The organism is Methylobacterium sp. E-066 (assembly GCF_022829635.1).
In the GTDB taxonomy this organism is placed as follows: domain Bacteria; phylum Pseudomonadota; class Alphaproteobacteria; order Rhizobiales; family Beijerinckiaceae; genus Methylobacterium.
The window spans coordinates 1-16,463 of the sequence record NZ_JAKSYO010000096.1; the positions used below are offsets into that span (position 1 = coordinate 1).

19 protein-coding genes are annotated in these 16,463 nt (G+C 71.4%); 15 read left to right on the top strand and 4 right to left on the bottom strand.

The annotated features are described in order from the left end of the window. Window positions 1–218: 218 nt before the first annotated feature. The 5 genes from MKL20_RS12920 (at window position 219) to MKL20_RS12940 (ending at window position 4,134) form a co-directional block, all read left to right on the top strand. On the top strand, window positions 219–653 hold the full coding sequence (locus MKL20_RS12920) for a GNAT family N-acetyltransferase (protein WP_244036995.1): 435 nt from the start codon (window positions 219–221) through the stop codon (window positions 651–653). Between the two features lie 243 nt (window positions 654–896). Next, on the top strand, window positions 897–1,106 hold the full coding sequence (locus tag MKL20_RS12925) for a molybdopterin-binding protein (RefSeq protein WP_007558473.1): 210 nt from the start codon (window positions 897–899) through the stop codon (window positions 1,104–1,106). Window positions 1,107–1,217: 111 nt separating this feature from the next. Continuing rightward, window positions 1,218–2,279, top strand: a complete 1,062-nt coding sequence (gene tsaD / locus MKL20_RS12930) for a tRNA (adenosine(37)-N6)-threonylcarbamoyltransferase complex transferase subunit TsaD (protein WP_244036996.1) — start codon at window positions 1,218–1,220, stop codon at window positions 2,277–2,279. Then, window positions 2,276–3,145, top strand: a complete 870-nt coding sequence (locus tag MKL20_RS12935; RefSeq protein WP_244036997.1) for a GNAT family N-acetyltransferase — start codon at window positions 2,276–2,278, stop codon at window positions 3,143–3,145. The genes tsaD and MKL20_RS12935 overlap by 4 nt, the downstream gene beginning before the upstream one ends. Continuing rightward, window positions 3,142–4,134, top strand: a complete 993-nt coding sequence (locus MKL20_RS12940; protein WP_244036998.1) for an NAD(P)H-dependent glycerol-3-phosphate dehydrogenase — start codon at window positions 3,142–3,144, stop codon at window positions 4,132–4,134. Before MKL20_RS12935 ends, MKL20_RS12940 begins: the two co-directional genes overlap by 4 nt. A 119-nt stretch (window positions 4,135–4,253) precedes the next feature. On the opposite strand, the gene MKL20_RS12945 is transcribed toward MKL20_RS12940, so the two are convergent. Beyond that, a complete protein-coding gene (locus tag MKL20_RS12945) occupies window positions 4,254–5,111 on the bottom strand; it encodes a LysR family transcriptional regulator (RefSeq protein WP_244036999.1) in 858 nt (285 codons plus the stop codon). Between the two features lie 103 nt (window positions 5,112–5,214). On the opposite strand from MKL20_RS12945, the gene MKL20_RS12950 reads away from it, so the two are divergent. After that, window positions 5,215–6,765, top strand: coding sequence for an MFS transporter (locus MKL20_RS12950; protein ID WP_244037000.1), 1,551 nt, complete (start codon window positions 5,215–5,217; stop codon window positions 6,763–6,765). A gap of 90 nt (window positions 6,766–6,855) precedes the next feature. After that, the gene (locus tag MKL20_RS12955; RefSeq protein ID WP_244037001.1) at window positions 6,856–7,272 is read left to right on the top strand and encodes an EVE domain-containing protein; all 417 of its coding nucleotides are present in this window, start codon (window positions 6,856–6,858) and stop codon (window positions 7,270–7,272) included. Window positions 7,273–7,330: 58 nt separating this feature from the next. On the opposite strand, the gene MKL20_RS12960 is transcribed toward MKL20_RS12955, so the two are convergent. Further along, window positions 7,331–8,866, bottom strand: coding sequence for a sensor histidine kinase (locus MKL20_RS12960; protein ID WP_244037002.1), 1,536 nt, complete (start codon window positions 8,864–8,866; stop codon window positions 7,331–7,333). A 276-nt stretch (window positions 8,867–9,142) separates the two neighbouring features. Between MKL20_RS12960 and MKL20_RS12965 the strand changes: the two genes are divergently transcribed. The 7 genes from MKL20_RS12965 to MKL20_RS12995 all read left to right on the top strand — a co-directional run bounded on the left by MKL20_RS12965 (window position 9,143) and on the right by MKL20_RS12995 (window position 14,488). Further along, a complete protein-coding gene (locus MKL20_RS12965) occupies window positions 9,143–9,598 on the top strand; it encodes a (2Fe-2S)-binding protein (RefSeq protein ID WP_244037003.1) in 456 nt (151 codons plus the stop codon). A gap of 44 nt (window positions 9,599–9,642) precedes the next feature. After that, window positions 9,643–11,856, top strand: coding sequence for a xanthine dehydrogenase family protein molybdopterin-binding subunit (locus tag MKL20_RS12970; protein ID WP_244037004.1), 2,214 nt, complete (start codon window positions 9,643–9,645; stop codon window positions 11,854–11,856). A 159-nt stretch (window positions 11,857–12,015) separates the two neighbouring features. Then, on the top strand, window positions 12,016–12,648 hold the full coding sequence (locus MKL20_RS12975; RefSeq protein WP_244037005.1) for a uracil-DNA glycosylase family protein: 633 nt from the start codon (window positions 12,016–12,018) through the stop codon (window positions 12,646–12,648). A gap of 54 nt (window positions 12,649–12,702) precedes the next feature. Further along, a complete protein-coding gene (locus MKL20_RS12980; RefSeq protein WP_244037006.1) occupies window positions 12,703–12,990 on the top strand; it encodes a BrnT family toxin in 288 nt (95 codons plus the stop codon). Then, window positions 12,977–13,318, top strand: a complete 342-nt coding sequence (locus tag MKL20_RS12985) for a BrnA antitoxin family protein (RefSeq protein ID WP_244037007.1) — start codon at window positions 12,977–12,979, stop codon at window positions 13,316–13,318. The genes MKL20_RS12980 and MKL20_RS12985 overlap by 14 nt, the downstream gene beginning before the upstream one ends. Window positions 13,319–13,387: 69 nt before the next feature. Further along, a complete protein-coding gene (pyrF, locus tag MKL20_RS12990) occupies window positions 13,388–14,080 on the top strand; it encodes an orotidine-5'-phosphate decarboxylase (RefSeq protein WP_244037125.1) in 693 nt (230 codons plus the stop codon). Window positions 14,081–14,143: 63 nt separating this feature from the next. Next, window positions 14,144–14,488 carry a DUF1330 domain-containing protein gene (locus MKL20_RS12995; RefSeq protein ID WP_244037008.1) on the top strand — a complete coding sequence of 115 codons (345 nt, stop codon included), beginning with the start codon at window positions 14,144–14,146 and terminating at the stop codon, window positions 14,486–14,488. 15 nt (window positions 14,489–14,503) lie between these two features. Here MKL20_RS12995 and MKL20_RS13000 read toward each other — a convergent pair whose 3' ends face one another. Both MKL20_RS13000 and MKL20_RS13005 read right to left on the bottom strand, forming a co-directional pair. Then, window positions 14,504–14,683, bottom strand: a complete 180-nt coding sequence (locus MKL20_RS13000) for a hypothetical protein (RefSeq protein WP_244037009.1) — start codon at window positions 14,681–14,683, stop codon at window positions 14,504–14,506. 88 nt (window positions 14,684–14,771) lie between these two features. After that, window positions 14,772–15,431: a TetR/AcrR family transcriptional regulator gene (locus MKL20_RS13005; protein ID WP_244037010.1), complete on the bottom strand. Its 660-nt coding sequence runs from the start codon at window positions 15,429–15,431 to the stop codon at window positions 14,772–14,774. A gap of 161 nt (window positions 15,432–15,592) precedes the next feature. On the opposite strand from MKL20_RS13005, the gene MKL20_RS13010 reads away from it, so the two are divergent. Further along, on the top strand, window positions 15,593–16,363 hold the full coding sequence (locus tag MKL20_RS13010) for an SDR family NAD(P)-dependent oxidoreductase (RefSeq protein WP_243972080.1): 771 nt from the start codon (window positions 15,593–15,595) through the stop codon (window positions 16,361–16,363). The last annotated feature ends 100 nt before the right edge of the window (window positions 16,364–16,463 follow it).

The following is a 16,463-nucleotide window of genomic DNA, read 5'->3' on the forward strand; positions in this document are numbered from 1 at the left end:
AGTGTCGAGCGAGAACTCGTAGAACAAGGCACCCTGCTCGACTTGCCGAGGTCCCATCATCTGCTTCGATCTCCGTCTCTCGACAGGAGTGAATCACCTCATCACAACCGCTGCAACACCCGAGTTTTTCAACAGAATCGATCCATAGGGGCAGTTCCTTGTTCACTTGTGGCGCGTGTGCATCATCGCGCGGATGATCTGTGCCGAAGGATGCCCCGATGGACGTTCGGGTACGAAGCATCGAGACACGCGACGCTCCGGTCGTGGCCGTCCTCATGCGAGGTCTCGGGTTCGATCCCTCCGCGGAAGAGATTGAGCGACGGATGAGACTGGCCTCTCGCCGCGATGTTGACCGAGCGTTCCTGGCCGAGACTCACGGGGGCAACGCCCTCGGGCTCATCGCGGTCCACATTGCGCCCCTGCTGTTCTATCCGCAGCCTCTGGCCAGGATCACGACGCTCGTCGTTGCTGAGGAGGCCCGCAGGCGCGGGGTCGGGCGTCGGCTTATCGAGTTCGCCTACGACCTCGCGAAGAAAGCCGATTGCGACACCCTCGAATTGACGACTGGTCTCGGCCGGGCGGACGCCCATGCGTTCTATCAGGCGCAGGGCTTCCACCGGTCGGCGTTCCGCCTTTACCGACGTGTGAGGTGAAGGGCTGCTCCCCGTCTATAGGCCCCCAATACCGCCGCAACGATTTGGGTTTGCCCCGCGCGCATCGTCCCGGATCCGATATCCAGGACGATGCGCGCGGGCCGCCGAGCGAGCGCGCCCGCTTGCACCGCGCTGCTCACCGCTCCGGCGGTGCACCCCCGAGGTGGTCGCGCCTTTGCGCGCCATGTTGTAGGAGACCGCCGGAGGCCGCCCGGTGCGGCCCAGGGAGCTTTGCGGCACAGCATGAAGATCAGCGCGCGCAACGTCATCAAGGGCACGGTGGTGTCGGTCGACAAGGGCTCGACCACCGCTCACGTGAAGATCGAGATCAGCCCCGGCCAGGTCATCACCGCCTCGATCACCAACGAGGCGGTCGATTCGCTCAAGCTCGTCGCCGGCGGCCCCGCCTACGCGGTGGTGAAGGCCTCCGACGTGATGATCGCGGTCGACTGAGCCTTCCACGGGTGTCCGAGCGGCCATTGCACCCGCCCGGCACCCGGATTACGCCGGCCCGGCAGGCTTTCGGGCGGGGGCGTGCAGGTCCGTTGATCGAGGGAGTGGCCCGTGAAGACCGTGCTCGGCATCGAGACCACCTGCGACGAGACCGCCGCGGCCGTGGTGTCCGTCGATGAGGACGGGCTCGGGCAGATCCGCGCCAACGAGGTGCTGAGCCAGATCGCCGAGCATGCCGCCTATGGTGGCGTCGTGCCCGAGATCGCCGCCCGCGCCCATGTCGAGGTGCTCGACCGGCTGATCGCCCGCGCCCTCGACCGGGCCGGGATCGGCTTTTCCGACCTTGACGGGATCGCGGTGGCGGCCGGGCCCGGGCTGATCGGCGGCGTGCTGGTCGGCCTCGTCACGGCCAAGACCCTGGCGCTGGTGACCCGCAAGCCGCTGCTCGCCGTGAACCATCTCGAAGCCCACGCGCTGACCGCGCGGCTGACCGACAACCTGCCCTTCCCATACCTGCTGCTGCTCGCCTCGGGCGGCCACACCCAGCTCGTCGCCGTGCGCGGGGTCGGCGATTACGTCCGGCTCGGCTCCACGGTGGACGACGCCATCGGCGAGGCCTTCGACAAGGCGGCCAAGCTGCTGGGCCTCGGCTATCCCGGCGGCCCCGAGGTCGAGCGCATGGCTGAATCCGGCGATCCCGAGCGCTTCGCCCTACCCCGGCCGATGCTCGGCCGGCGCGAGGCGGATTTTTCCCTGTCGGGCCTCAAGACCGCCCTGCGGATCGAGGCCGAGCGGATCGCGCCGCTGGCCGAGCGCGACGTCGCCGACCTGTGCGCGAGCTTCCAGGCCGCCGTGGTCGACGTGGTGGTGGACCGCGCCCGGGTGGCGTTGCGCGCCTTCTCGGGGGTCGCCGGCCGGCCCACCGCCCTGGTGGCGGCGGGCGGCGTCTCGGCCAACGGCGCGATCCGGCGGGCGCTCGCGGCGCTGGCCGGCGAGGCCGGCCTCGGCTTTGTCGCCCCGCCCCTGCCGCTCTGCGGCGACAACGGCGCGATGATCGCCTGGGCCGGACTGGAGCGGCTCCGCCTCGGGCTCGTCGACGACCTGACGGCGCCGGCCCGCCCCCGCTGGCCGCTGGCCGCCGACCCGGCCCGGGACGCGGTCCCGGCCGGATGAGCGCGGCCGCGGACCGGCGCGCGCACTGGCGGGATCTCGTCGCGCGCCGCCTGCCCGAGGCCGCCCGGCCCGGCTGGCCGGTCCGCCTCGACCATTGCTTCGCCCGCATCCTCCTCGACAATGCCTGCGGCGGCCCCTGGCGCGACAGCGTGGCCCCGCCCGCCCACGCCAACATGTCGGCCGACGGCCTGGAGCACGCGATCGCCCTCGGCGAGGCGGTGCTCGCCGGCACCGCCGATCTCGCCCTGCTGAACCGGCGTTCCCTGGCTTGGCGCGGCAAGATCCGGCGTGACCAGATCGCGACCGCCCCGGTGCCGGACGGCCTCCGGGACGGCGACCTGCTCCTGCGCCGCTGGCGACCGGACGATACGGCCCCGTTCGCGGCGCTGAACGCCGACCCGGCGGTGATGGAATTCTTCCCCCGGCTGCGGACCGAGCCGGAAAGTGCCGCCGAGGCGGGCAGCTACGACCGGCGCTTCGTGGCGGACGGGTTCGGCCCCTGGGCTTTGGAGCGGGGCGGACGGTTCGTCGGCTTCATCGGCGCCTTCCGGATCATGCGGGCCATGCCGTTCCCGGGGGGCGAGCGGATCGGCGACACGATCGAGCTGGGCTGGCGCCTCGCCCGGGATGCCTGGGGCCACGGCCTCGCCACACGGGCCGCGCGGCTGACGCTGGCCGACCTCGCCGGGCGCTGCGGCATCCGCAGCGTCGTGGCCTATACCGCCTCGGGCAATCGCCGCTCGCAGGCGGTCATGGAGCGCCTCGGCATGGTCCGCGCGGAGACGTTTGCGCATCCGGCTGTGCCGGAGGGGCCGCTGCGCAGCCACGTGCTGTATCTGCTCGAACCCGCGGAGATCTCGGCATGAGCGCGCCCATCAACGTCGTCGGCGGCGGCGCCTGGGGGACGGCGCTCGCCAACGCCGCCGCCAGCGCCGGGCATCCCGTGACCCTCTGGCTGCGCGACCCGCAAGCCGCCGCCCGGCTCGAGGCCGAGCGGGAGAACCCGCGCTACCTGCCGGGCGTGCCGCTCCAAGCTGGCATCCACGCGACGGCGCTCTCCAAAGAACTCGCTGGCGCCCGGGCGACCCTGCTGGTCGTGCCCGCCCAGACCGTGCGCGGCGTGCTGGAAGCCTTGCGCGCGCCCCTCGCCTCGGCCGGCCCGGTGATCCTCTGCGCCAAGGGGATCGAGCGTGGCACCGACAGCTTTTTGAGCGCGGTGGCCGAGCAGGTCCTGCCCCCGGGAACGCCAGTGGCGGTCCTGTCCGGCCCGAGCTTCGCGGCCGACGTCGCCCGCGGCCTGCCCACCGCCGTGACCCTGGCGGCGGCCGATCCGGGCCTCGCCGCCGCGCTGAGCACGTTGCTCTCGGGGCCGAGCTTCCGGCTCTACCACACCGACGACGTGCGCGGCGTCGAGATCGGCGGCGCCGGCAAGAACGTGCTGGCCATCGCCTGCGGGATCGTGGCGGGCCGTGGCCTCGGCGAGAGTGCCCGGGCGGCGCTGATCGCCCGCGCCTTCGCCGAGCTGATGCGCTTCGCCCGCGCCTTCGGCGGCCGGCCCGAGACCCTGATGGGCCTCTCTGGCCTGGGCGACCTCGTGCTCACTGCCTCCTCGCCGCAATCGCGCAACTTCGCCTTCGGCCAGCGCCTCGGCGCCGGGGCGAGCCCGGAGGAGGCCGCAGGCGGCAAGCTCGCCGAGGGCGCCTTCACGGCTGCGGCTCTGGCTGGCCTCGCCGCAGCCCGCCGCATCGAGATGCCGGTGGCCGAGGCCGTGGCCGCGATCGTGGCCGGCCAGGCCGGCGTCGAGGACGTGATCGCCGGCCTGCTGGCCCGGCCGCTGCGCGGCGAGACCGATTAGGGTTTCAAAAGGTCGGGACCTTTTGCGGGTCCAGGGCGGAGCCCTGGTCGCCTGAAAGGTGTCTCAGGGGCTCCGCCCCCGAACCCCGCCAAAGGGCTGAGCCCTTTGGAAACCCCCGACTAACCCCTCCGGTGTTCCCGGAATGCCGCCGTGATCGCCCGCAGCGCGTCCTTGCTCCGCGTATCGGTCAGGGACGAGTGCAGCACGAGGGCGAGCGAGGGGATCGGCGGCAGGCCGAGCGCGTCGCCGACATCGATCACATCCGCTGGGGCGAGCCGGCGCGGGAAGGCCGAGACCGCCAGGCCGGCCGACAGGGCCGCGCTGATCGCCGCGGTGCCACCGACGAACACCTCCGTCCAGGGAATCGCGGATCGGTCCAGGAGCTGGATGGCGACGTCCCGGACGGAGCAGCAGGGCGAGGTCGCGGCCAGGCGCAGCTTCTCGCCGGCCCGGTGCTCGAAATGCGGCGCCGCGAACCAGCCGAAATGCTCCGGCCCCAGGATCTCGCCGTCGCGCCGGTCGTCGTCGCTGCGGATGATGGCCGCGTCGAGCGTGCCGGCCTCGAACCCGTCGAGCAGCGGGCGGGCATTGTCGAGCAGCACCTCGATCGCCAGCGCCGGGTCGAGGGACTTCAGCCGGGCGAGCAGGCTCGGCACCTCCGGACCCATGACGTGGGCGGCGATCCCGAGCCGGAAGCGGCGGCGCGGCTCCGCGAGACCCGCCACCGCCCGCTCATGTGCGGCCAGGAATTCCCGCGCCGAGCCGATGAAGATCTCACCCTGCGCCGAGAGCCGGACCTGGCGCGGCGTCCGCTCAATCAGCCGCTGGCCGAGCCGGTCCTCCAGCCGCCGCAGCTTCACGCTGACCGCGCCCTGCGTCACCCCGAGCGCCTCGGCGGCGCGGGTGAAGCTCCTGTGGTCCGCCACCGTCACGAAGGTCCGGACCGCGTCGACGTCAAGGGTGAGCACCGACACCATCCAGTTTCGTCATCACTGAAATAGAATGCCATTCGATTGTGTTGTGATCAAGCGCGCGCCAGGTTCCGTCGCGTCCTCGTATCACCCTCGAAGGTGCGGACTCATGACGAGCAAGCTTGGCGGCCTCCAAGACCTTCCGGATTCCCTGCCCGGGGCCGGGCCGGATCTCATCCACTCCGATCGCAAAACCGAAAATAGCCTGGCGCTGGCGGCCGTCTGCCTGTCCGCGCTGATGCTGGGGCTGGAGATCTCCAGCATCCCGTCGATCCTGCCGACCCTGGAGCGGGTCCTGGGGGCGGATTTCCGGCAGCTCCAGTGGATCATGAACGCCTACACCGTGGCCATGACCACCTGCCTGATGGCGATGGGGACCCTGGCCGACCGGTTCGGCTGCAGGCGCGTCTTTTTGATCGGCGTGGCGGCGTTCGGGGCGGCCTCCCTCGTCTGCGGGCTGGCGCCGAGCGCCCCGGTCCTGATCGCGGCGCGGTTCTTCCAGGGCGCGAGCGCCGCCGCGATGCTGGCCTGCCAGACCGCCGTGCTGTCGCACCAGTTCCGGGACGGGGCCGAGCGCGGGACGGCCTTCGGCTGGTGGGGGATCGTGTTCGGCTTCGGGCTCGGCTTCGGCCCGCTGGTCGGCGGCGTCACCGTCGCGGTTTTGAGCTGGGAATGGGTTTTTTTGATCCACGTCCTTCTGGCGCTGGCTACTCTCGGCTTGGCGCGGGCCGGCATCGTCGAATCCTCCGATCCTCAGGCCAGGCGCGTCGACGGCGCCGGGATCGCGACCCTGTCGTTGGCGGTGTTCAGCCTGGTCTACCTGATCACCCGGGGGCAGGCGCTGCGCCTCGACGATCCGGTGAGCCTCCTCGCCGGCGCCGGCGCCGTGAGCCTCGTGGCCTTCGTCGTCGTGGAGACCCGGGCGGCGTGGCCGATGTTCGACTTCGCGGCCTTCCGGAACCGCCGCTTCGCGGGCGCCCTGCTCGGGTCGAGCGCGATGAACTTCAGCTTCTGGCCGTTCGTGATCTACCTGCCGATCTATTTCCAGGCGGTGCTGGGCTACGACAGCGTGAGCGCCGGGCTGGCGCTCCTGGCCTACACGCTGCCGACCCTGGTGGTGCCGCCGCTCGCGGAGCGGCTGCTCCTGCGCCACGGCCCGGGCCTGGTCATCCCGCTCGGCCTGTTCACCATCGGCGCCGGCTTCCTGCTGATGCGCGCGGCCGCCACCGGCGCGCAGGCGAGCTGGCTGACGCTGCTGCCCGGCTGCCTCCTGGCCGGCACCGGGCTCGGCCTTACCAACACGCCGGTCACCAACACCGCCACGGGCGCCCTGCCCCCGGAGCGCGCCGGGATGGCCTCGGGCATGGACATGAGCGCGCGGATGATTGCGCTGGCCGTCAACATCGCCCTGATGGGCTTCATCCTGCTCCAGGGCGTCCGGTCCGGCCTCGGCCCGTTGGCGCAGGGGGCGGCGCTCGACGCCCTCGCGGAGGTGGTGGCCGCCGGCAACCTCGCCGTGGCCGGGGCCGCGGATCTCACCGAATCGGTTGCCCGGCAGGCGCTGGTCCGGGGCTTCGAGTGGGTGATGCTCTATGGCGGGCTCTGCGCCTGGGCGTTTGCGGGGGCGAGCCGGCTCGTGCTCGGCCGCAACGGGCGGTGAGCCGCCGCCGAAGGGGCCTGTCCGCATCGGGGACAGCTGCGCTATGGGGGCCGTGCCGCCGCGATGGGGCGGCCCTCGAGAGACGGCGTGATGGCGTACTGGCTGTTCAAATCCGAGCCCGCGACCTGGTCGTGGGCGCAGCAGGTCGAGGCCGGCGCGGCCGGGACGCACTGGAACGGCGTGCGCAACCACCTCGCCAAGAAGCACTTGATGGCCATGCAGGTCGGCGACCGGGGCTTCTTCTACCACTCGAACGAGGGCAAGGCGGTGGTCGGCATCGTCGAAGTGATCCGGCCCTACTACCCCGACCACACCGACGCGACCGGACGCTTCGGCATGGTCGACGTGAAGGCCGTCGAGCCCCTGCCCCGGCCAGTGACGCTCGACGCGATCAAGGCGGATCCGGCGCTCGCCGACATGGTGCTGGTGAACAATTCGCGCCTGTCGGTGCAGCCGGTCACCGAGGCCGAATGGGACCGCATCCGCGCTCTGGCCGAGACCCCGTAAGGTCCCGGTTTCAAAAGGTCGTCGACCTTTTGCGGGTCCAGGGCGGAGCCCTGGCGTCTCAGGCGGCGCGGTTGAAGGCGTTGCGGGCCGGCACGAAGGCATCGGCGCCGACATCGACCGGGGGCAGCGTGTCCATCACCCGGGAGGCCGGCAGGGTGACGATCACCTCGGTGCCCTCGCGGGGCCGCGAGGACAGCTGGAACTGGCCGCCGTGGAGCTCCACCAGCCCCTTCACGATCGGCAGGCCGAGGCCCGAACCCTGCTCGGCGGTCTTGATCGCCAGGGAGCCGCGGCCGAACGAGGACATCACCGTGCCGAGCTCGTCCTCCGGGATGCCGGGGCCGCTGTCCTTCACCGAGACGTACTGGCCGCCCGAGGCGGTCCATCCGACCTTCAGCCAGATCTCGCCGCCGGGCGGCGTGAACTTCACGGCGTTCGACAGGAGGTTGAGCACGATCTGGCGCAGCGCCCGCTCGTCCGCCCAGAGCCGCGGCAGCGAGCCGTCGACCAGGTCGTGGAAGGTCTGGTTCTTCGCCTTGGCCCGCAGGCCCATCATGTGCCGGCACTCCTCGACCACGTGGGCGAGCTGCACCGCCTCCTCGTTGAGCTCGTAGCGGCCCGCCTCGATGCGCGACAGGTCGAGGATCTCGTTGATCAGGTTGAGGAGGTGCATCCCGCTGTCGTGGATGTCGTTCGAGTATTCCCGGTAGGACGGCGCGGTGTGGATGCCGAACACCTCGTTCTTCATCACCTCCGAGAAGCCCAGGATGGCGTTGAGCGGCGTGCGCAGCTCGTGGCTCATGGTGGCGAGGAAGCGCGATTTGGCGAGGTTCGCCTCCTCGGCCCGACGCCGCGCCTCGTCGGAATTGGCCTTGGCCTGCTCCAGCTCGCCGAACACCGCGTCCTTCTCGGCGCGGGAGCGCAGGGCGCCCACCGTCGAGGCGTAGAGGCGGCGGGCGAGGCCCAGGAAGAACAGCTGCGCGCCCGCGGCCATCAGCACCAGCAGCAGCGCCTCCATGCCCTTCGAGCAGGCGGCGAGTGACGCGGTGGCGAGAACCAGCGGCACCAAAGCGGCGACCGCCGCCACCGGCACCGTCGCCGCCAGCATCGTCGAGACCGCGGCCGCGATGACGAGGCCGAACAGCACGAAGGTCCAGCCGCCGGTAGTGCCGAGCCCGATCATCGCCGACCACGACAGGCTCTGCAGGACCTCGCCGATCAGGAAGCGGCGGCGCCAGCGGGCGAGCGGGATCGTCGCCGCGTCGGCGCGCAGGAAGCGCCGGCTCAACGTGGTGTTGAGCGTGATCATCAAGATCGCGCCCAGTGCCCAGAGCGCGGCCACGACCGGGGCGATCCAGAAGGTTGCCGCCGTGGCGAGGGTGACCGCGAACAGCACCAGCGGGATGCCGGCCCCCGCCCGGTACCGGGCGTAATGGCGCAGCAATTCGTGGTCGAAGGCCCGCTCGAGGCCGGTCTGCGAGGTCAGCTTCTCGCGCGCCGAGCGGATCTCGCGGGCGACACCGAGGCGCCGCGCCGCTTCCTCCGTCGAGGGGCCGCGACCGCGCTGCACCATCTCGACGGTGAGATCGGACATGGGTCTCTTGAAACTCGGCTCGAACGCGGCGCGGGCCAGCTGGGAAGGGCGGTGATGGCGCCAGGATGGGGCGGATGTCTTAAGAAGCGGCTGCCGGCATCGGTCGGATCTTACGCATCGGCGCTGGTTTCGCGGCCGCCGGCACGCCTCGCGTCCGTGCGCTGCCACACATCGTTGGCGTCGGGGTGCCCGCTACGGTAGGAGACGCACGTGGCGGGCCGAGTGCCGCGAGCCGGTGCGCGCCGGATTCCGCGTGTCGACCGAGGGCCGCCGACCATGCCGAAGCTCACCGTCAACGGCGTCACCCACGCGATCGACGCCGACCCGGACATGCCGCTGCTCTGGGTCCTGCGCGACCGCCTCGACGCCACCGGCACCAAGTACGGTTGCGGCATCGCGCAATGCGGCGCCTGTACGGTCCATCTCGACGGTCAGCCGGTGCGGTCCTGCCAGACCAAGGTCGGCGACGTCGGCACCGCCCAGGTGACGACCATCGAGGGCGTGTCCGGCCGGGTGGCCGAGGCCGTCCAGGCCGCGTGGCGCAAGCTCGACGTCGTGCAGTGCGGCTACTGCCAGTCGGGGCAGATCATGTCGGCGATCGGGCTCCTGTCCGGCAACGCCAAGCCCAGCGACGCCGACATCGACGGCGCCATGGACGGCAACATCTGCCGCTGCGGCACCTACCAGCGTATCCGCGCCGCGATCCACGAGGCCGCGCGCGACCTCGCCTGAAGATTCCCGCCCCTCTCCACGGTCCTGACCGGAGCATCGCCGCCATGCTGAACGCCCGTCGACCGAACCGAGTCCCGCCCGAAGCCCGGCCCAGCCGCCGCGGCTTCCTGGCCGGCACCGGCGCCATCGTGGTCGCCTTCCGGCTGGACGCGAAACCCGCCCGGGCCGCCGCCGGCCCGGACCTCGCCAGCGTCAAGGCCCAGCCCAACGCCTTCGTGCGGATCGCCCCGGACGACACCGTCACGGTGGTGATCAAGCATCTCGACATGGGCCAGGGGAACACCACAGGCCTCGCCACGATTCTGGCCGACGAGCTCGGCGCCGATTGGAAGACGGTCCGCACCGAGTTCGCGCCGGCCGACGCGGCGCTCTACAACAACAGCCTGATGGGCCCGATCCAGGGCACCGGCGGCTCCACCGCGGTGGCCAATTCCTGGTTCCAGCTGCGCAAGGCCGGTGCCGCCGCCCGGGAGATGCTGATGGCCGAGGCGGCCTTCCGCTGGAAGGTCCCGGTCTCGGAGATCACCGTCGCGGACGGGGTGGTGCGCCACGCCGCCTCGGGCCGGCAGGCCCGGTTCGGAGAGCTCGCCGCCTCGGCCGCGTCCCTGCCGGTCCCGTCCGAGCCGCGGCTCAAGGACCCGAGCGAGTGGACGCTGATCGGCACGAAGGTGCCGCGCCTCGATTCCGTGGCCAAGACCAACGGCTCGGCGATCTACTCCCTCGACATTCGCCGCCCGAACCAGGTCACCGCGGTGGTCGCCCGCGCCCCGCGCTTCGGCGCCACCGTGAAGGGTTTTGACGCCGCCGCCGCCCGCAAGGTCGCCGGCGTGCTCGACGTGGTCCAGGTCCCCACCGGCGTAGCGGTGATCGCCCGGGACACGTGGTCGGCCATGAAGGGCCGCGAGGCGCTCACCGTCACCTGGGACGACAGCACCGCCGAGACCCGCTCGTCTGACGCGATCCTGGCCGAGTACCGGGAGCGCGCCAAGGGCCCCGGCCTCACCGCCTCGGAGCGCGGCGACCCGCAGGCCGCGCTCAAGGGCGCCGCCAAGGTGATCGAGGCCGAGTTCACCTTCCCGTACCTCGCCCACGCCGCGATGGAGCCCCTGAACGCCACGATCGAGCGGGCGGCCGACGGCGGCTACGACGTCTATGCCGGCTTCCAGTTCCAGACCGTGGAGCAGGCGACCATGGCGGCGATCCTCGGGGTGACGCCCGACCGGGTCCGGCTCCACAGCAACTGGGCCGGCGGCTCCTTCGGGCGCCGGGCGACGCCCACGGCCGACTACCTCGCGGAAGCCGCCACCGTGCTCAAGGCTGCCGGCGAGAAGGCGCCCATCCACCTCGTCTGGACCCGCGAGGACGACATGGCCGGCGGCTATTACCGCCCGACAGTGCTGCACAAGGTCCGGGCTGGCATCGACGCCAAAGGCGCGGTGGTCGGCTGGGATCATGTCATGGTCGGCAAGTCGATCATGATCGGCTCGCCCTTCGAGGCGATGATCGTCAAGAACGGCATCGATTCGACCACCGTGGAGGGCGCTTCCGACACGCCCTACGCGCTCCCGGCCTACCGCTTCGGCGTCCATAACGGCCGCGAGGGCGTGCCGGTCCTGTGGTGGCGCTCGGTCGGCCACACCCACACGGCCCACGTGATGGAGGTGATGATCGACGAGCTGGCCCATGCCGCCGACGTCGATCCCGTGGCCTACCGGCTGTCGCTGCTGGCGCAGGCGCCGCGGCTCTCCGGCGTGCTGAAGCTCGCCGCCGACAAGGCCGGCTGGTCGGCCAAGGCGCAGAACAAGCCGCAGGAGAAGGGCCGCGGCCTCGGGGTGGCGGTCCACGAATCCTTCGGCTCCTACGTCGCCATGGTGGCCGACGTCACCGCGCAGGATTCCGGGATCCGGGTGAACCGGATCGTGGCGGCCGTGGATGTCGGCGTCCCGGTCAATCCGGACGTGATCCGGGCGCAGGTCGAGGGCGCGGTCGGCTTCGCCCTGTCGGCGGTCCTGCGCAACCGCATCACCCTGAAGGACGGTCAGGTACAGGAGCACAATTTCGACGCCTACGAGCCGACCCGGATGAGCGAGATGCCGAAGGTCGAGGTGCATATCGTGCCGAGCCAGGCGGCGCCCACCGGCATCGGCGAGCCGGGCGTCCCCGTGCTGGCGCCCGCCATCGCCAACGCGGTGTTCTCCGCCACCGGTCAGCGCCTGCGCGCCCTGCCCCTCGACCTCTCCGGCGTGAAGGGCGCGTGACGAATCGCACGGCGCGCCTGTCGGCCCCGGCGTAGGACGGAGGGGCCTTCCCCCCAAGGCAAGAGACCCGACTGACGACGGCGCGGCGCGACACCGCGCCGTTTTTTTTGGGCGCCGTTTTTTTTGGTTTGCGCGTGGCGGCTCGCCATCTTGGGGCCGATGCCCTCAGCCGCTCCCGCCTCGTTCGAAGACACCGCCGCGCGCCTGCGCGCCTGCCGCCTCTGCCGGGACAGCCCGCTCTACGGGCCGCCCCTGCCCCAGGAGCCGCGGCCGATCGTGCAGGGCAGCACCGGCGCGCGGCTCTGCGTGGCGAGCCAGGCCCCCGGCACCCGGGCCCACCGCACCGGCATGCCGTTCACCGACCCGTCCGGGGTGCGGCTGCGGAGTTGGCTCGGCCTCGACGAGGCGCGGTTCTACGATCCCGCGCAGGTTGCGATTGTGCCCATGGGCTCCTGCTTCCCCGGCCTGGACGCCAAGGGTGGCGACCGGCCGCCGCGCCGGGAATGCGCCGAGCGCTGGCGCGCGGAGCTGTTTGCGGGCCTGCCGAACCTCGATCTCATCCTGGTGATCGGCCAATACGCGCAGGGCTGGCACCTGGGCCGGATGGAGGACGGCCTGACCGGCACCGTGCGGCGCTGGCGCGCGATCCTTGCCGAGCCCCGCCGTCCCCGAATCCTGCCCCTGCCCCACCCGTCCTGGCGCAACAACGGCTGGCTCAAGCGCGAACCCTGGTTCGAGGCGGAATTGCTGCCGGTGCTGAAGGCGGAGGTGGCGCGGGTGTTGAGCGGTTGAAACCGAGCGCGCCTATCGCCTCACCGACGGCTTCCCGTCCGGCGCTTTGGGGCTATGCTGCAATCCGTGAAGTTCACCGCGCAGGAACCGAAACGGTCGGCGAACATCGCCAAGCATGGATTCGATCCGGCCCAGTTCGAGGAGGCCTTCAGCTTCGACCGTTACGCGACTGCCCCGACCAGACCGAGCCGCACCGGCCGCGCGCGCTTCCTGCTCATCGGGACCTGGTTCGGCGAGGCCGTGGTCGTGGTGATCGTCTCGCCGTTGGGAACTGAAGCCTTCGATGTCGTGAGCGTCCGCCGCGCCAACCGGACGGAGAGATCGATCTATGAAGCCCTCTGACCACGCCCCCGGCTACGTTCCGAACGCCGCTTACTCCCAGGCGGATTGGGACGAGGTGTCCGACAATCCCGAGCTGACCGCCGAACAGCTAGCCCAGATGCACCTGGGGTCCGAAGGCCTACCGCCAAATCTCGCCGCTGCACTCGACCAGCGCGGCCGCCGCCCGCAGGGTGAGACCGGGCGGGTGCAGCTCACTCTGAGCGTCGATCCCGACGTGCTCGCCGCCTACAAGGCCGGCGGCCCTGGCTGGCAGGCGCGCATGAACGTGGCCCTGGCCGAGGGCATCGCGCGCGGCAAGCGGCGCACCAAGGCCGTCAAGCGCGGCTGATAGGCTCCGGTCCTGATTGACAGGGATCGCCGCGGCATGGTCGGTGCCGCCAGCCTGAAGGACGACTCGATGACCGTGCGTGCCGACCCCCGCGACCGCCTGATCGTGGCCCTCGATCTCCCGAATGTGCCCGAGGCCGAGGCGCTGATCGACCGGATCGGCGATGCCGCGACCTTCTACAAGATCGGCTACCGGCTGGGCTACGCGGGCGGGCTGGCGCTGGCCGAGCGGCTGGCGGCGCGGGGCCTCAAGATATTCCTCGACCTGAAGCTCCACGACATCGGCAACACCGTCGAGGAGGGCGTGCGTTCGGCCTCGGGGCTGGGCGCCACCTTCCTGACCGTGCACGCCTATCCGCAGACCATGCGGGCGGCCGTGCGCGGACGGAGCGCCGGCCTGAAGATCCTGGCCGTGACGGTGCTGACCTCCTACGACGATGCCGATGCCGCGGAGGCCGGCTACGGCCTGCCGGTGGCCGAGCTGGTCGCCAAGCGTGCCGCCCAGGCCGCGGAGATCGGCGTCGACGGCCTGGTCTGCTCGGCGACCGAGGCGGCCTCGGTCCGGCGCATCGTCGGGCCCGACCGGCTGATCGTCACCCCGGGCATCCGCCCGGCGGGCGCCGAGGCCGGCGACCAGAAGCGGGTGATGACCCCCGGGGATGCCCGCAGAGCCGGCATCGACCATGTCGTGGTCGGGCGCCCGATCACCGGCGCCGCCGACCCGCGGGCCGTGGCCCAGGCGATCGTCGCCGAGCTGGCCTGAGTCCCCGGCATTGTCTTCAGGCGGCCGGGATCTAGGTCCGCTTTGCAACCGATGAGGCGCAGGATGGCAAAGGGCTACTGGATCGCGCGGGTCGATGTCCGCGACGCGGAGGCCTACAAGGACTACGTGGCCGCCAACGGCGTCGCCTTCGCCAAGCATGGCGGCCGCTTCCTGGTGCGCGGGGGCGCCTACGAGGCGGTGATGGGCCAGCCCCGGTCCCGCAACGTGGTGATCGAGTTCCCGAGCTACGCCGACGCCCTCGCCTGCTGGAATTCCGACCTCTACCAGGCGGCCAAGGCCAAGCAGCGCGGCGGGGTCGACGCCGAGATCCTGGTGATCGAGGGCTATGACGGCCCGCAGCCCAGCACCTCCGAGCCCGCGCCGGAGGCCGGACGGGCCTCCGAGTAAGGTTTTCGGATTGGCTCAGCGCTTCGTATCGGGGATCGGATCCGGATCGAGGCGCTGAGGCCTGAAGCGGCGGTACGTGGCTTCGACGTCTGCCGTTGTCGCGAACCGACCCGCGTGCAGGTCGGCCAAGCCGCGTTGAGCGGCGGCGCGTTCCTCATCGGTGAGCGGCTCAGGCAAGGCGCGATCGATATCCATGAGGGTCGCTATCCGATCCGCTGGATGCCGCACGCCGCCCTCGATCGTGAGGGCTGTGCTGCGAGGAGGCCGGCGACGCGTCATCGGTTCAGCCTAGACGCGCGCCTTGCGCCGGTTCGGCACCGGTCCGCCCCCTCGGCGCCAGGCCCCGCAACAGAAAAGCCGTCATGGCCTCGAGCGAGGGCACCGGCTGGAGTGCCGTCTGCCCGACCAGCAGCGGATGCGTGTAGCGGGCGATGCCGGCATGGATGCAGGCGGCCGCTTCCGCCGGGTCGGCGGCCTCGAACTCGCCCCCGGCCACGCCCTCCCGGATGATCCGCTCGAACCCGGCGGTGACCCGGGCGATGTGGTGGCGGCAGACCTCCCAGCTCTCGCCCATGGCCGCCTCGACCATCTCGTGCAGCCGGGGAAACTCTTCGCTGCGCCGGGTGCAGTCGCGGTGCAGCAGGTCGATCGCCGCCACCAGGCGCTCGGTGGCCGTCAGGCCCGGCCGGGCGGCGACCTCCGAGACCAGGGCCTCGATCTCGCCGATCAGCCGCTCCAGCACCGCCTCGTTGATCGCCTTCTTCGAATCGAAGAACCGGTAGACGTTGGCCGGACTCATCTTCAGCGTCCGGGCGATGTCCGCCACGGTGGTCTTCTGGTAGCCGATCTCGCGAAAATACGCCGCCGCCGTCGCCAGGATCCGGCAGCGGGTGGTGGGCGCGCTCTCCTCCGCGAGCGAGGGGGTTGGGGCATCCAGGGACATGCACCCTTCACTAGGGCACCGGCGCGGCGGGCGTCAAAGACCCCGACCGCCCCCGACCCACGATCAGCTGCGGCGGGTCCGCGCGTCCGGAACCCTCCCCGCCCCGACCGATTGCCCCGGCATCCGGCCGCTTCGAGGGCGGCGAGCGCGAGACACGCACGATGATCCTGACCGACAAGCGAGCCCTGATCACCGGCGCCGATTCCGGCATCGGGCAGGCGACCGCGGAGCTGTTCGCCCGCGAGGGCGCCGATGTGGCGATCACCTACCATACCGACGAGGCGGGCATCCGGGAGACCGCAGCCCGGGTCGAGGCGGCCGGCCGCCGGGCCCTGGTGCTGCAGCTCGATGTCGGCGATCCGGCCGCGGTGAACGCTGCCTACGACCGCATCGGCAGCGAGCTGGGCGGCCTCGACATCCTGGTGGCCAATGCCGGCCAGGCGATGAGCGGCGTGCCGGTGGCCGAGATGGACGACGCCCTGCTGGAGCGGATCCTGCGGGTGAACCTGATGGGACCGCTGTTCTGCGCGCGCCCCTTCATCGGGATGCGTCGGGCGGAGGGCGGCGGCGGCAAGATCGTGTTCGTCTCCTCGGTGGCCCAGCACCTGCCGACCCCCGAGAGCGCCCCCTACGGCATGTCGAAGGCCGGGCTCGGCTCCCTGTGCCGCAGCCTGTCGCGGGAGCTCGCCGAGGATCGGATCAACGTCAACAACGTCGCCCCGGGCCTGATCGAGACGCCGATGACCGCCGACCGCTTCGAGAAGACCGAGGTGCTCGACCAGTCTCTGGAGCGGATCCCGTGGCACCGCGCCGGCCAGCCCGAAGAGATCGCCCGGGCGATTCTCTATCTCGCTTCGGGGGCATCCGATTACGTCACCGGCCACACGCTGGTGGTCGATGGCGGCCTGACCATGCAGTGGGGCGGAGCCTGAACAGCGAAGGGCGCCGGGTGTTTTTCCCGGCGCCCTTCGTGGATGCAACGTGTTGAGCAGAAGCCCGCCGGCACGATGCCGGACGGGCTGGCGTCGATCT